Here is a 15,084-nt window from a genome sequence, read left to right on the forward strand (position 1 = left end):
ATGTATGATCGACATTCAGATGTGTGCTTGCCAAGCCATGCGCCGTGTGCTGACAATCGAGTGGGAACTGGATCCGCCAGAAGAGCGGACACAAGAATGGGGTAATCGTGCCGGAACAACCGGGTAAAAGTGCAATTGAAGTTCGTGGCGTCCGCAAGGTCTTCGGTAGCGGGGAGTCACAGGTCGCCGCCCTCGACACGGTTTCGGTGTCGATCCGCGAAAATGAATTCTTCACGCTGCTTGGTCCGTCCGGCTGCGGGAAGACGACGCTTTTGCGGCTGATCGCCGGCTTCGATTTCCCCAGTGCCGGCGAGATCCTGCTGCATGGCCAGGACATCGCGCCGCTGCCGCCGTTCAAGCGGCCGGTCAATACCGTGTTCCAGAACTATGCGCTGTTCCCGCATATGACGGTGGCCGAGAATATCGGCTTCGGCCTCGAAATGCTCGGCAAGCCCAAGGCCGAAGTGAAGGCGCGGGTCGCCGAGATGCTGAAGCTGGTCAAGATGGAGGCGCTGAGCAACCGCCGCACCAGCCAGATTTCCGGCGGCCAGCAGCAGCGCGTGGCGCTGGCGCGGGCACTGGCGCCGCAGCCGAAAGTGCTGCTGCTCGACGAGCCGCTGTCGGCGCTCGACTTCAAGCTGCGCAAGGAGATGCAGATCGAGCTGAAGCGGCTGCAGCACGAGACCGGCATCACCTTCATCTTCGTCACTCACGACCAGGAAGAAGCGCTGACCATGTCGGACCGCATCGCGGTGATGTCGGCGGGCAAGATCCTGCAGGTCGGCACGCCCTGGGATATCTATGACAAGCCGGCGGAGCGTTTCGTCGCCGACTTTATCGGCGAAACCAATTTCCTGACGGCGGCCATATCAGGAATGGGCAACGGCAAGGCACGCGCAACGCTCAAATCCGGCGCGACCATCGACGCCACCGTGGCTGAAGGCTTCCAGCCGAAGGACAATGCAACCGTGGTGGTCAGGCCCGAACATGCCAAGCTGACCAGCGGCAAGGGCGACCTATCGGGCACGGTCGAAAACATCGTCTATTTCGGCACCGACACCCACATCCATGTTCGCCTGGACAGCAGCGAGAGCTTCACCGTGCGCCAGCAGAACACGCGCAGCGCCGGCTGCGGTTTCGAGCGGGGCGACAAGGTCGGCATCTCGATCGGCAACGACGCCGCGCAAGTGCTGAGGGACTGATGGCGAGCGCGGAACAAGTCGCTGAGGAGGCCGAGCGCCGAGAGATCCGCGATCGCTGGCTGCTGTCGGCGCCGGCGCTGATCATCATCTTTCTCGCCGCGAGCGGACCACTGCTGATCGTCGTGATCTATTCCTTCCTGACGCCGGGGCCCTATGGCGACGTGGTGTGGAAATTTTCTACCGACGGCTGGCTGTCGGTGTTGATGCAGCGTGACATCTTCGACGACACTCTGGCCTTCGCCGATGCGCATTTGTCGATCTTCTGGCGTTCGATAAGCCTGTCGTTCTACACCACCGTGCTGACGTTGTTCTTCGGCTTCCCCACAGCCTATTTCATCGCCACGCGACCGCCGAAGACGCGCGAGGTCTGGGTTTTCCTCGTCACCATTCCGTTCTGGACGAATCTCCTGATCCGCACCTTCGCTATGCAGCAGGTGATCCGCAACGAAGGGCTGGTCAACACGGCGCTGATGGCGCTCGGCATCATCAAGCAACCGCTGCAGATCATGAATACCGACGCCGCCATCTTGTTCGGCATGATCTATATCTACCTGCCTCTGATGGTGCTGCCGATCTACGCCTCGATGGAGAAGCTCGACTTCCGGCTGGTCGAGGCCGGATATGACCTCTACGCCGGTCGCTGGCAGGTTCTGCGCCGCATCATCTTCCCATTGATCAAGCCCGGCGTCATAGCCGGCTCGATACTGGTCTTCATTCCCTCGCTTGGCGCCTATGTCATTCCGCGGGTGCTGGGCGGCGGCAAGAACATGATGCTCGGCAACCTGATCGAACTGCAGTTCGGCGCGGGCCGTAACTGGCCGCTTGGCGCGGCCATCTCAATTACGCTCATGGTGCTGGTGATGATCGCGCTCCTGTTCTACGTGCGCAACGCATCCGGGTCGCAGGGCGCCCATGGCTAAGCGTCCGTTCGACATCCAGGCGCAACCCGGCTTCGGGTTCATGGCGCTTCTGACCTTCTTCGCGCTCTATCTGCCGATCGCGGCGCTCGTCACCTATTCGTTCAACACGGCGGATTCGCTTTCGCGCTGGGACGGCGTCTCACTGCGCTGGTTTATTTCGGCCTGGCACAATTCGGCCGTGCAGGACGCCTCCGTCCGCTCGCTCGTGCTGGCGGTCTCGGCCGCCGCGCTGTCGACGATCGCCGCCACCATGGCTGCGCTGGCCACGACCCGCACGCGGCCCTATCCCGGCCTTACCTTCAAATACGCCTTCATCAACCAGCCGCTGATGGTGCCGGAGATAGTCACCGGCGTCGCGCTCCTGATCGTGTTCTCGCGCATCAAGGTCTGGACCGGTTACTCAGGACTCGGTTACCTGATCGCCGCGCACACCGCCTTCTGCATCCCGTTCGCTTACCTGCCGATCCGGGCGCGGCTGGACAGCATGGACCTGACGCTGGAGCGCGCAGCCGCTGACCTATACGCCACGCCCTGGAAAGCCTTCCGTTTCGTGACGCTGCCGCTCTTGAGGCCGGCCATCATCGCGGGCTTCATGCTCGCCTTCGTCATTTCGCTCGACGATGTGGTCATCACCGAATTCGTCAAGTCCGGCGGCCAGGATACGCTGCCCACCTACATGCTCGGCCAGTTGCGGCGCGAAACGAGCCCGGAAATCAATGCGATCGCCACGGTATTCCTGGCGCTGTCGGTGGTGCTCGTAACCGTGTTCTACTTCGTCAACCGGCGCAAGCCATGACCAACGATTGCCAAAACGGGAGAATAGCAATGAAATGGAAGACCACGGCTGCCACGGCGGTATTCGCAATGTTTGCCTTTGCGGGCAGCGCGTATGCGGAAGGCGAACTCAACATCTTTAATTGGGGCGACTACACCAGCCCCGAGATGATCAAGAAGTTCGAGGATACCTATAAGGTCAAGGTGACGATCACCGACTACGACTCCAACGACACCGCGCTAGCAAAGGTACGCGCCGGTGGTCATGGCTTCGACATTGTGGTGCCGTCGGCCAACTACGTGCCGATCTGGGTGAAGGAAGGGCTTCTGCTTGAGGCCCGGCCCGACCAGATGGAGAACTTCAAGAATGTCGACGAGCGCTGGGTGAACGTTCCCTGGGATCCGGGCCGTCATTATACGGTTCCGTGGCAGTGGGGCCTGACCGGTATCGGCGTCAACACAAAGATCTATGACGGCGACCTCAACACCTCGGCCATCTTTCTCGATCCGCCGAAGGAACTGGTTGGCAAGATCAATGTCGCGCCGGAAATGAACGACGTGCTGTTCGCCACCATCAAGTATCTGGGCGGCGACTGGTGCACGGACGACAAGGAACTGCTCAAGAAAGTGCGCGACAAGCTGGTGGAGGCCAAGCCGAAGTGGCTGGCCATGGATTATAGCGTGACCGAGAAGCTACCGGCCGGCGACTATTCGGCCGTCTACTACTGGAACGGCGCCATCATGCGCTCGCGCATCAAGAACCCCGACATCAAGTTCGGCTACCCGAAGGAGGGCTTCCCCTTTTTCATGGACAGTGTTGCCATCCTCAAGGATGCCAAGAATGTTGACAACGCCAAGCTGTTCATGAACTTCATTATGGATCCCGAGAACGCCGCCATGATCTCCGCCTTCGCCAAATATGCCAATGGCGTCAAGGGCTCGAAGACATTCATGCCAGCCGACATGAAGGATGCGCCCGAACTGGTGGTACCGCCAGAACTAGAGAAAGCGGGCGAGTTCCTCACCCCTTGCTCGCCCGATGTGCAGCAACTCTACACGCGCATCTGGACGGACGTTCAGAAATAACGGCACTCCGCCTTTTTCCGCGCGAGCGGGAAGAAGGCGGGTCAAGGGCCGGATGAGGGGTAGCGCTGAATTCGCAGCGTTCGCGCCGCCCCTCACCTGGCCTGCCGGCACTGCCCTTCGCCATGGCGTCGGGCGTTCGTCACTCTAAAGGCCCATTCGGGGGCTTTTTCGTCCGCTGTGCAGACCGCTCCTCATCCAAGTGAACCGAAGAGCGGCATGCGGCGGCAGGGAAATTCTCATGCAGTCTTACCGCAACTCCGATCCGCGGCCGCCGATCATGCAGGGCTCACCGCCCAAGATGGTGCCGCCGAAGCTCGACTGGGACAGGGGACCTTGGAATCGCTGGGCATTCCAGCACATCCGCGAAATTCTGCCGACCGTCGAAGTCTGCCGCGGCAATGGCCATCGCCGCCGCTTCGAGCGGACCGAGGTCGATCTCGACGCGCTGCCGGTGAGCGACAGCACGGGGACGCCTACGACGCTGGCCGGGCTGCTGGACGAAACCTATACGGATGGGTTCCTCGTGCTCAAGGACGGCAAGATCGCCTATGAGCGCTATTGCAACGGCATGACCGAGCGCACGCTGCATTTGTCGCAGTCGATGGCCAAGTCGGTCACGGGCTCGGTGTTCGGCATACTCGCCGGGCGCGGCCTGGTCGATCCCGCCATGCCGGTGACGACCTATCTGCCGGAGCTGGAAGCTACCGGCTGGGCCGGCGCCAGCGTGCAGCATGTGCTCGACATGACGTCCGGCGTGCGTTTTTCCGAGGAATACACCGACCGCTATTCCGAAATCGGTCAGGTCGATGTCGCCAGCGGCTGGAAACCGGTGCCGCCGGACAGCGACCCGGCCTTCGAGTGGCCATCGCATATGTTCGAATTGATCCTGCGGCTCAAGAAGACAAGCCGGCCGCATGGCGCTGCGTTCGAATATCGTTCGATAGAGACCGACGTGCTCGCCTTCATCATGGAACGGGTGACCGGCAAGCGGCTGGCGCAACTGGTTTCGGAAGAACTCTGGCAGAAGCTCGGCGCGGATGAAAGCGCCTGCTTCACCGTCGACAGTGCCGGCTACGCCATCGCCGATGGCGGCTTCAACGCCACGCTGCGCGACTATGGCCGTTTCGGCCAGCTGATCCTCGACAATGGCGGCGGCGTCGTGCCGGCCGACTGGATCGAGGCGACGCGCACCGGCAGGCATGGACCGGACTTCAATCCCAGCCTGCCGCAAGGCAGCTACCGCAACCAGTTCTGGATCGAGGACCCGCGTTCGCGCGCGCTGATGTGCCGGGGCGTGTTCGGGCAGCTGATCCATATCGACTGGAACACGAGAATGGTCGTGGTGAAGCTTTCGAGCTACGCGGATTTCACCAGCATCGCCTTTTCGGTGGCGACGATGAAAGCCGTCCACGCGATCGCCGCCGCGTTGAGGAACACGCCATGACCGGCAAGACCGCGTTCGGGACCAGACATGGCTTTGCCCGCAAAAAGGTGCTGCTCGGCAACTGGCGCGAAAGCCCGTTCAGCCGGTGGTCGTTCCAGAATGTCGGCGAGTTGGTGCCGAGCGCACGTGTCGCTGCAGCGTCAAGCGGCAGTGAGGCGCCGGCACAGGACCTTGATGGGCTGCTTGACGAAAAAATCGCGCTGACCGGCGGCGCCGAGACCGTTGCGGCCTTTCTCGCGCGCTCCGACACCGACGCGCTGACGATCACGAAAGCCGGCAAATTCGTCGGCGACTGGTTCGCACCGCATATGGAGTTCGGCGCGCGCCACATCATCTTCTCGATCAGCAAGTCGCTGACCGCCATTCTGGCCGGCATATTGGAGGGCGAGGGGGTTTTCGATCCGCAGGCGCCGGTGACCCGCTATCTGCCGGAAGCTGCCGGCTCGGCCTATGGCGATGCCAGCGTGCGGCATGTGCTCGACATGAGCGTCAGCCTCGACTTCGAAGAAGCCTATCTCGATCCGGAAAGCGCCTTTGCCCGCTATCGCCGCGCGACGCTGTGGAATCCGGGCGGCGGCATGGAAAGCCTGGCCGACTTCATCCTGACGCTGCAGCGCCTTGCCGAGCCGCATGGCCGGACGTTCCGCTACCGCTCGCCCAATTCCGACCTGCTCGGCATCCTGCTCGAGCGCGCGTCCGGCCAGCGCTTCGCCGAGTTGATGCACAAGAAATTGTGGCTGCCGCTTGGTGCAATGAGCGAAGCCTCGGTGACAGTCGATATGGCCGGCACTGCGCGCACGGCCGGCGGCATTTCGGTGACGCCGCGCGATCTGGCCCGGGTCGGCGAGATGATGCGGCAGGGCGGCATCGCCCATGGCCGCCGCATCGTGCCGGAAGCCTGGGTGCGCGACACTGTCAGCACAGGCGGAGACACGGACGCCTGGCAGCGTGGCGCGATGGCGTTCCTCTTCCCGCAAGGCCGCTACCGCAACAAATGGTACCAGACCGGCGCGGCCAGCGGCGCTTTTTGCGGTATCGGCATCCACGGCCAGTGGCTCTACGTCGATCCCAAGGCGGAGGTGGTTATCGCCAAGATGTCGTCGCAGCCTGAGCCGGTCGACGAGCCGCTCGATGTCGATATGGTCACCTTCTTCGATGCGCTGAGCCGGATGGTCTAGCAGGGCAATCGTATCCGACTGGCAATGTCAGCGCTGCCCCTCATCCGCTTCTCCCCGTATAGTGACGGGGAGAAGGGGGCTGGCCGCACCGCGGCGCTATTTTTTGCAACGCTGTTCGTTGGCGAAACCCTTTGCGAAGGCGTCTTTCTCCCCGTCGCTATACGGAGAGAAATGCCCGGCAGGGCAATGAGGGGCAGCGCGCACGTCTTGAAGGGCACGGGCAAATCCAGGCGTGGGCGCATTCTGCCATGCGAATTTCCAACGTGCTTTCCTGTGGAACTCTTGATCGGTCGAAAAGAGCGAGGTTGGCGGGGCGACGCTCTGCGCCTATGGTCGCCGCTCTTTTCGACAGGACAGCAGGAACGACATGGCATCCGAGCGCATCGCAGCAATCATCGCAGCCGAGATCACGGCCCGGCCCGAACAGGCCGCGGCGGCGATCGGACTGCTGGACGAAGGCGCGACGGTGCCGTTCGTGGCGCGCTACCGCAAGGAGGTCACCGGCGGTCTGGACGACACGCAGCTGCGCCTGCTGGCCGAACGCCTAGCCTATCTGCGCGAGCTCGATGCGCGCCGCGACACCATTCTCGGTTCGATCCGCGAGCAGGGCAAGCTGACCGAAGAGCTTGAAACCAAGATCGCGGCGGCCGTCACCAAGGCGGAACTCGAAGACATCTATCTGCCCTACAAGCCGAAGCGCCGGACCAAGGCCGAGATCGCGCGCGAGCGCGGGCTGGGACCGCTGGCCGAGGCGATCCTTGCCGACCGCGCCGCGGCGCCCAGCGAACTGGCGCTGGCCTACATCACTGAAGAGGTGGCCGACGCCAAGGCGGCGCTCGAGGGCGCGCGCGACATTCTGTCCGAGCAGTTCGCGGAGAATGCCGATCTGGTCGGCAGGCTGCGGAGCTACATGAAGGAACGCGCCTTCATGCGGTCGCGCGTCGTCGACGGCAAGCAGGAAGCCGGCGCGAAATTCTCCGACTATTTCGACCATGTCGAGCGCTGGGCCAATGTGCCGAGCCATCGCGCCCTGGCGATGCTGCGCGGCCGCAACGAAGAGGTGCTGTCGCTCGACATCGAGGTCGATGCCGACGACGCGTCGCCGGTGAAGCCGGTCGAGCGGATGATCGCCGACGCCTACGCCATCGGCCGCCAGTTGCCGGGCGACCGCTGGCTGATGGAGGTGGCGGGCTGGACCTGGCGCGTAAAGCTGTCGCTGCATCTGACGCTCGATTTGATGCGGGATCTGCGCGAGCGGGCCGAGGAGGAGGCGATCCATGTCTTCGCCCGCAATCTGAAGGACTTGCTGCTCGCTGCCCCGGCCGGCTCGCGCGCTACGATGGGGCTCGACCCCGGCATCCGCACCGGCGTCAAGGTGGCGGTGGTGGACGGCACCGGCAAGCTGCTGGCGACGACGACGGTCTATCCGTTTCCGCCAAGGAATGACGTGCGCGGCACGCAGGCCGAACTGGCAAAACTCATCCGCCTGCACAAGGTCGAGTTGATTTCCATCGGCAACGGCACCGGCAGCCGCGAGACGGAAAGGCTGGTCGCCGACATGCTGGCCGACATGCCTGCTGAGTCCGGGCCGAAGCCGCTCAAGGTGATCGTCAGCGAGGCGGGCGCCTCGGTCTATTCCGCCTCGGCAACAGCAGCGGCGGAATTCCCCGGCCTCGACGTGTCGCTGCGCGGCGCGGTGTCGATCGCGCGGCGGCTGCAGGATCCGCTGGCCGAACTGGTCAAGATCGAGCCGAAGTCGATCGGCGTCGGCCAATACCAGCACGACGTCGACCAGTACCGGCTCGGCCGCTCGCTGGAAGCGGTGGTCGAGGACGCGGTCAATGCCGTCGGCGTCGACCTCAACACCGCCTCGGCGCCGCTTTTGGCGCGGGTTTCGGGTCTTGGCGCATCGCTGGCCGAGGCGATCATTGCGCACCGTGACGCGACGGGTCCCTTCGCCAGCCGACGTGACCTGTTGAAGGTCTCGCGCCTTGGACCCCGGGCCTTCGAGCAATGCGCCGGCTTCCTGCGCATTCCCAACGGCACCGAACCGCTCGATGCCTCGGCCGTGCATCCCGAAGCCTATGGCGTGGCGAAAAAAATCGTTGCGGCCTGCGGACGCGACCTCCGCTCGCTGATGGGCGACAGTGCCGCTCTCAAGGCGCTCGATCCGCGTGTCTTCGTCGATGAGCGGTTCGGCCTGCCGACGGTGCGCGATATCCTGGCGGAACTGGAAAAGCCCGGCCGCGATCCGCGCCCCGGCTTCAAGACCGCGACCTTCGCCGACGGCGTCGACGACATCAAGGATTTGAAGCCAGGCATGCTGCTGGAAGGCACCGTCACCAATGTCGCCGCGTTCGGCGCCTTCGTCGATATCGGCGTGCACCAGGACGGCCTGGTGCATGTCTCGCAACTGGCCGACCGTTTCGTCAAGGACGCGCATGAGGTGGTGAAAGCCGGCGACGTGGTCAAGGTGCGCGTCGTCGACATCGACATCAAACGCAAGCGCATCGGCCTGTCGATGCGCAGGGAAGGTGACGGCGGTACACCGAAGCCGCGCGACAACGGCAACAGACCGGTGCCGCGCACGCCGGCGCCGCTGCGTCAGGCGGAAAGGCCGGTGCAACAAGGCGCATTCGGCGCCGCGTTGGCCGATGCGTTGAAGCGGAAGTAGCTACTTCTCCGGCGGCACATGGCGCAGCAGCCAGTCGCGAAAACTGGCGACCGGCGGATGGCCCAGCTTGTCGTGCGGCACGACGAGATAATAGGCGCTGCGGCTTTGCATCGGCCGACCCGGTGCCGGCACCAACTGGCCGCGCTGCAATTCGCCTGAGATGAGCACCTGCGGCAGCAGCGCCACGCCGAGCCCGGCCATACAGGCCTGGGCGGCAGTGCCGAACTGCTCGAACTGCATGCCCGGTCCGGTCGGTGCGCTCAAACCCTGATGCTCGAACCACTCGGTCCATGCGCCGGGCCGCGTTGCCATGTGCAACAGCGGCAGACGGCCGATATCAGCAGGCGTGGCAATGGCGCGGCCGGCCAGAAATTCGGGCGAGACGACTGGCACCACCGTCTCGCGCACCAGCAGCGTCGAGTCGGCATCCGGCCAGTCGGGCAGGCCGAAATGGATGGCGGCATCGAGCCGTTCGCGGGCGAAGTCGAAGCGGCCGATGCGAGTGACGAAATTGATGGTGATGTCGGGGTTGTTTTCAACGAAATCCGGGATGAGCGGCATCAGCCAGCGCGTGCCGAAGGTCGGTAGGATCGCAAGGTTCAAGATGCCACTATGCCGATTGCTCATCAATCCAAGCGCTGCGTCGCGCAATTGACCCAAGGCGGCGCGCACCGCTTCGGCATAGATCTCGCCGGCCGTCGACAGTCTGACATTGCGGCTGTCGCGTTCGAACAGCCGGCGGCCAAACTGATCCTCCAAAAGCTTGATCTGCCGGCTGACGGCGCCCTGTGTCAGATCGAGCTCCTGCGCGGCGGCGGTGAAGCTGCCCAACCGGGCCACCGCCTCGAAGGCGGCAAGGGCGCTGATACCAGGTAGAAGGCGGCGCTGTACGTTCATTATCCATTACTAACGCTCATTGATCGCCGAAGCAATTTCGTTTGATTTTTTCGAGCTGGAAGCCGATAAGCCGCCTAATTCATGTTGTTGTTTATGCATGTCGTTATCCCAAACCGCCGGACACCTTCGGGTCAGGCCCGAGGGCAAGCTTTTGGGCGACACGCAAGAGTTGGGAGACCGAGGCCATGGCCGCCGACAAGAACGCATTCGTCTGGGATGATCCTTTCCTGATCGAGGATCAGCTGTCGGAAGACGAGCGGATGGTGCGCGATGGCGCAGCGGCATTCGCCGCCGACAAGCTCGCCCCCAGGATCGAGGAAGCCTATCTCGAGGAAAAGACCGATGCCGGAATCTTTCGCGAGATGGGCGAAGCGGGTCTGCTCGGCATCACCATTCCGGAAGAATATGGCGGGCTCGGCGCCAACTACGTCACCTACGGCCTGGTGGCGCGCGAAGTCGAGCGCATCGATTCTGGCTATCGCTCGATGATGAGCGTGCAGTCGTCGCTGGTGATGTATCCGATCCATGCCTATGGCTCGGAGGCGCAGCGCAAAAAATATCTGCCGAAGCTGGCGTCAGGCGAATGGATCGGCTGCTTCGGGCTGACCGAGCCGGATGCCGGTTCCGATCCGGGCGGCATGAAGACGCGGGCCGAGAAGACGGCGAACGGCTACAGGATCTCGGGCTCGAAAATGTGGATCTCCAACGCGCCGATCGCCGACGTGTTCGTCGTCTGGGCAAAGTTGTCCGACAAGAGTGGGCGCGCGCAGGACAACGAGATTCGCGGCTTCGTGCTGGAAAAAGGCATGAAGGGGCTGTCGGCGCCAAAGATCGACGGCAAACTCAGTCTCCGCGCGTCGATCACCGGCGAAGTGGTGATGGAAGGCGTCGAGGTCGGTGAGGACGCGCTGCTGCCTGACGTGTCGGGCCTGAAGGGGCCGTTCGGCTGCCTCAACCGGGCGCGCTACGGCATTTCCTGGGGGGCGATGGGCGCGGCGGAAGATTGCTGGCACCGGGCCCGCCAATATGGCCTTGACCGCAAGCAGTTCGGCAAGCCGCTGGCCGGCACGCAACTGTTCCAGAAGAAGCTCGCCGACATGCAAACCGAGATCGCGCTGGGGCTGCAGGGCAGCTTGCGGGTCGGGCGGCTGATGGATGAGGGCAAGATGGCGCCCGAGATGATCTCGATCGTCAAGCGCAACAATTGCGGCAAGGCGCTCGACATCGCCCGCCAGGCCCGCGACATGCATGGCGGCAACGGCATCCAGATCGGCTACCACGTCATGCGCCATGCGCAGAACCTGGAAACGGTCAACACCTATGAGGGCACGCATGACGTGCATGCGCTGATCCTCGGACGAGCGCAGACCGGGTTGCAGGCGTTTTTCTGAGCCGGCCCCTGGGCCGGCAACGCTGCTTAAATTAGATGCACCGCAACATCTCTGCTTGGAGAATGGCCAGCATTTGTGTCAGGGTTCGGCGAGTTCGTTGAAACGCCCACTTTCGGGGTCCCATGGCAATTCTGGCAGCCGTCTACCACCTGACCCATTACAAATATGACCGGCCGGTCGTCCTCGGCCCGCAGGTCATCAGGCTGCAGCCGGCGCCGCATTCCCGCACCAAGGTGCTCAGCCATTCGTTGAAGGTCGGGCCGGCGAGCCACTTCGTCAATCTGCAGCAGGATCCCTACGGCAATTTCCTGGCGCGCTTCGTGTTTCCGGAACCGGTGGCGGAACTGAAGATCGAGGTCGACCTCGTCGCCGACATGACGGTCTACAACCCATTCGATTTTTTCGTCGAGCCGGCGGCCGAGATCTTGCCGTTCGAATACCCGGAAGAGATCAGCGCCGATCTCGCCATCTACCGGACGCCGGAACCGGCTGGACCGCTGCTGTCGGCGTTCCTGCAAACCATCGATCGCCACCCAACCAATACCGTCAATTTCGTCGTCGACCTCAATGCCCGCCTGCAGCGCGAGGTCGCCTATATCGTGCGCATGGAAACCGGCGTTTTTTCGCCGGAGGAAACGCTGGCCGCAAAGAAAGGCTCGTGCCGCGATACGAGCTGGCTGCTGGTGCAGATCCTGAGGAACCTCGGCATCGCCGCGCGCTTCGTTTCCGGCTACCTGATCCAGCTGAAGCCCGACCTCGTCGCGCTTGACGGACCGCCTGGCACCGCCGTCGACTTCACCGATCTCCATGCCTGGTGCGAGGTCTATCTGCCGGGCGCCGGCTGGATCGGCTTCGACCCGACCTCCGGCCTGCTCACCGGCGAAAGCCATGTGCCGTTGGCGGCCACGCCGCATTTCCGCAACGCCGCGCCTATTTCCGGCATGGCGAGCTTCGCCAATGTCGAGTTCGGCTTCGACATGCGGGTCGACCGCATCGCCGAGCACCCCCGCATCACCAAGCCATTCTCCGACGAAAGCTGGCAGGCGCTTGACGCATTGGGCAGGCAGGTCGACGCCGCACTCGAAGCCGGGGACGTGCGGCTGACCATGGGTGGCGAGCCGACCTTCGTGTCGATCGATGATTTCGAGGCGGAGGAGTGGAACACCGCCGCCGTCGGCCCGACAAAACGCGAAAAGGCCGATGCGCTGATCCGCCGGCTGCGTGAGCGTTTCGCGCCCGGCGGCTTCCTGCACTACGGGCAGGGCAAGTGGTATCCGGGCGAAAGCCTGCCGCGCTGGACCTTTTCGCTGTACTGGCGCGCCGACGGCGAGCCGGTGTGGAGCGACCCGTCGCTGATCGCGCGGGAGAACAGCGAAGCAGATGAAGCAGGCGAAGCAGATGTTGGGCCGAAGCAGGCTGAAAGCCTGCTGACGGCGATTGCCGATGAACTCGGCATCGACAAGTCAATGGTCAGCGAAGCCTATGAGGACCCGGCTGAGTGGCTGCTCAAGGAAGGCAAGTTGCCGGAGAATGTCGATCCGTCGAATTCGAAGCTGGACGACCCCGAGGAGCGCAGCCGCATGGCGCGGGTGTTCGAACGCGGCCTGACCAAGCCGTCGGGCTATGTACTGCCTGTCCAGCGCTGGAACAGCCAGGCGTCCGGACCGCGCTGGCGTTCGGAGAGATGGAAAACGCGGCGCGGCAGGCTGTTCCTGGTGCCGGGCGATTCACCGGTCGGCTACCGCCTGCCGCTCGGCACGCTTCCCCATGTGCCGCCGGCGCAGTTCCCCTACATCGTGCCGGTCGATCCTTCGCTGCCGCGCGGACCATTGCCGGCGCGCGAGGCTATTTTGCCTGAAGCCGCTCCTTTGCCGGAGGCTGCACCGGCCGAACTTGAAGGCGCTGACGAAATGGCGCGCCGGCAGCAGGCGGCGTCCTTCACCGCAGCGACCGGCCAGCAGGACCGTGTCGAACAGGAGATTACCGAGATCGGTGGCGCGGTGCGCACCGCGCTGTCGGTCGAGCCGCGCGACGGACGGCTTTGTGTGTTCATGCCGCCGGTCGAGGCGCTGGAGGACTATCTCGAACTGGTCGCGGCGGCCGAGAATGCGGCAAAGGTTATCGGCCTGCCGGTGCATATCGAGGGCTATGGCCCGCCGCACGATCCGCGCCTCAACGTCATCCGCGTGGCTCCGGATCCCGGCGTCATCGAGGTGAACATCCATCCGGCTGCAAACTGGCAGGACTGCGTGGCGACGACCACAGCGATCTACGAGGAGGCGCGGCAGACGCGGCTCGGCGCCGACAAGTTCATGATCGACGGCCGTCATACCGGCACCGGCGGCGGCAACCATGTCGTCGTCGGCGGCGCGACACCCAACGACAGTCCGTTCCTGCGCCGCCCCGATTTGCTGAAGAGCCTGGTCCTGCAATGGCAGCGCCGTCCGTCGCTGTCCTATCTGTTCTCAGGCCTGTTCATCGGCCCGACCAGCCAGGCGCCGCGTTTCGACGAGGCGCGCCACGATTCGCTGTACGAGCTTGAGATCGCCATGGCGCAGGTGCCGCATCCGGACAGTGGCAGCGCCCCGTTGCCGTGGCTGGTCGACCGGCTGTTCCGTAACCTGTTGACCGACGTGACGGGGAACACCCACCGTTCGGAAATCTGCATCGACAAGCTGTTTTCGCCCGACGGCCCGACCGGCCGGCTGGGGCTGGTCGAGTTCCGCGGCTTCGAGATGCCGCCCAATGCGCGCATGAGCCTGGCGCAGCAATTGCTGGTGCGCGCCATTATCGCCCGCGCCTGGAAGAACCCGCTCGATGGCCGCTTCGTGCGCTGGGGCACGTCGCTGCATGACCGTTTCATGCTGCCGCACTATGTCTGGGCTGACTTTCTCGACGTGCTGGACGACCTCAAGCTGAACGGCTTCGAGTTCCGTCCCGAATGGTTCGACGCGCAGCTTGAATTCCGCTTCCCGTTCTGCGGCGAGGTCCAGCATGCCGGCATCAAGCTGGAACTGCGGCAGGCGCTGGAGCCGTGGCATGTCATGGGCGAGCAGGGCGCGATCGGCGGCACCGTGCGCTTCGTCGATTCCTCGGTCGAGCGGCTGCAGGTGAAGACCGAAGGGCTCAATCCGGAGCGTCATGCGGTCGTCTGCAACGGCCGTATCGTGCCGATGAAGGTGACCGACACCAGAGAGATCGCGGTGGCCGGCGTCCGCTTCAAGGCCTGGCAGCCGTCATCTGGCCTGCATCCAGCACTGCCGGTCAACACGCCGCTGGTCTTCGACATCTACGATCGCTGGTCGGGCCGGGCCATCGGCGGCTGCGTCTACCATGTCGCGCATCCCGGCGGGCGCAGCTACGACACTTTCCCGGTCAATGGCAACGAAGCGGAGGCGCGGCGGCTCGCCCGCTTCGAGCCGCGCGGCCATACGCCGTCCGCCTACGTGCTGCGCGACGAACAAGCCTCTGAGGATTTCCCGATGACCCTTGACCTGCGGCGGCCTGCAAGACTCTGA

At 63.8% G+C, this 15,084-nt stretch carries 10 protein-coding genes; 9 read left to right on the top strand and 1 reads right to left on the bottom strand.

Features of this window, described 5'->3' with window-relative positions; all coding sequences use genetic code 11:
• Positions 1-107 precede the first annotated feature (107 nt).
• The 7 genes from AC0L2R_RS06485 to AC0L2R_RS06515 all read left to right on the top strand — a co-directional run bounded on the left by AC0L2R_RS06485 (position 108) and on the right by AC0L2R_RS06515 (position 9,278).
• Positions 108-1,202 (top strand): ABC transporter ATP-binding protein, encoded by a 1,095-nt coding sequence (locus tag AC0L2R_RS06485; RefSeq protein ID WP_287240468.1) that lies wholly within the window; start codon positions 108-110, stop codon positions 1,200-1,202.
• The gene (locus tag AC0L2R_RS06490) at positions 1,202-2,122 is read left to right on the top strand and encodes an ABC transporter permease (protein WP_091594809.1); all 921 of its coding nucleotides are present in this window, start codon (positions 1,202-1,204) and stop codon (positions 2,120-2,122) included. The genes AC0L2R_RS06485 and AC0L2R_RS06490 overlap by 1 nt, the downstream gene beginning before the upstream one ends.
• Positions 2,115-2,918, top strand: a complete 804-nt coding sequence (locus tag AC0L2R_RS06495; protein ID WP_127268194.1) for an ABC transporter permease — start codon at positions 2,115-2,117, stop codon at positions 2,916-2,918. Before AC0L2R_RS06490 ends, AC0L2R_RS06495 begins: the two co-directional genes overlap by 8 nt.
• A gap of 29 nt (positions 2,919-2,947) precedes the next feature.
• Complete coding sequence (locus AC0L2R_RS06500; protein ID WP_473508159.1) at positions 2,948-3,982, top strand: extracellular solute-binding protein; 1,035 nt, start codon at positions 2,948-2,950, stop codon at positions 3,980-3,982.
• Between the two features lie 238 nt (positions 3,983-4,220).
• Entirely contained in the window at positions 4,221-5,426 is a 1,206-nt protein-coding gene (locus AC0L2R_RS06505) for a serine hydrolase domain-containing protein (protein ID WP_473508160.1), read from the top strand.
• A complete protein-coding gene (locus AC0L2R_RS06510) occupies positions 5,423-6,604 on the top strand; it encodes a serine hydrolase domain-containing protein (RefSeq protein ID WP_473508161.1) in 1,182 nt (393 codons plus the stop codon). Before AC0L2R_RS06505 ends, AC0L2R_RS06510 begins: the two co-directional genes overlap by 4 nt.
• Positions 6,605-6,971: 367 nt before the next feature.
• Positions 6,972-9,278 carry a Tex family protein gene (locus AC0L2R_RS06515; protein ID WP_473508162.1) on the top strand — a complete coding sequence of 769 codons (2,307 nt, stop codon included), beginning with the start codon at positions 6,972-6,974 and terminating at the stop codon, positions 9,276-9,278.
• Here the strand turns inward: AC0L2R_RS06515 and AC0L2R_RS06520 are convergent, their stop codons facing one another.
• The gene (locus AC0L2R_RS06520) at positions 9,279-10,175 is read right to left on the bottom strand and encodes a LysR family transcriptional regulator (RefSeq protein WP_473508163.1); all 897 of its coding nucleotides are present in this window, start codon (positions 10,173-10,175) and stop codon (positions 9,279-9,281) included.
• Between the two features lie 185 nt (positions 10,176-10,360).
• Between AC0L2R_RS06520 and AC0L2R_RS06525 the strand changes: the two genes are divergently transcribed.
• The gene (locus AC0L2R_RS06525; protein WP_473508164.1) at positions 10,361-11,566 is read left to right on the top strand and encodes an acyl-CoA dehydrogenase; all 1,206 of its coding nucleotides are present in this window, start codon (positions 10,361-10,363) and stop codon (positions 11,564-11,566) included.
• A 122-nt stretch (positions 11,567-11,688) separates the two neighbouring features.
• Complete coding sequence (locus AC0L2R_RS06530) at positions 11,689-15,084, top strand: transglutaminase family protein (RefSeq protein ID WP_473508165.1); 3,396 nt, start codon at positions 11,689-11,691, stop codon at positions 15,082-15,084.

Source organism: Mesorhizobium sp. WSM4820 (assembly GCF_055811075.1).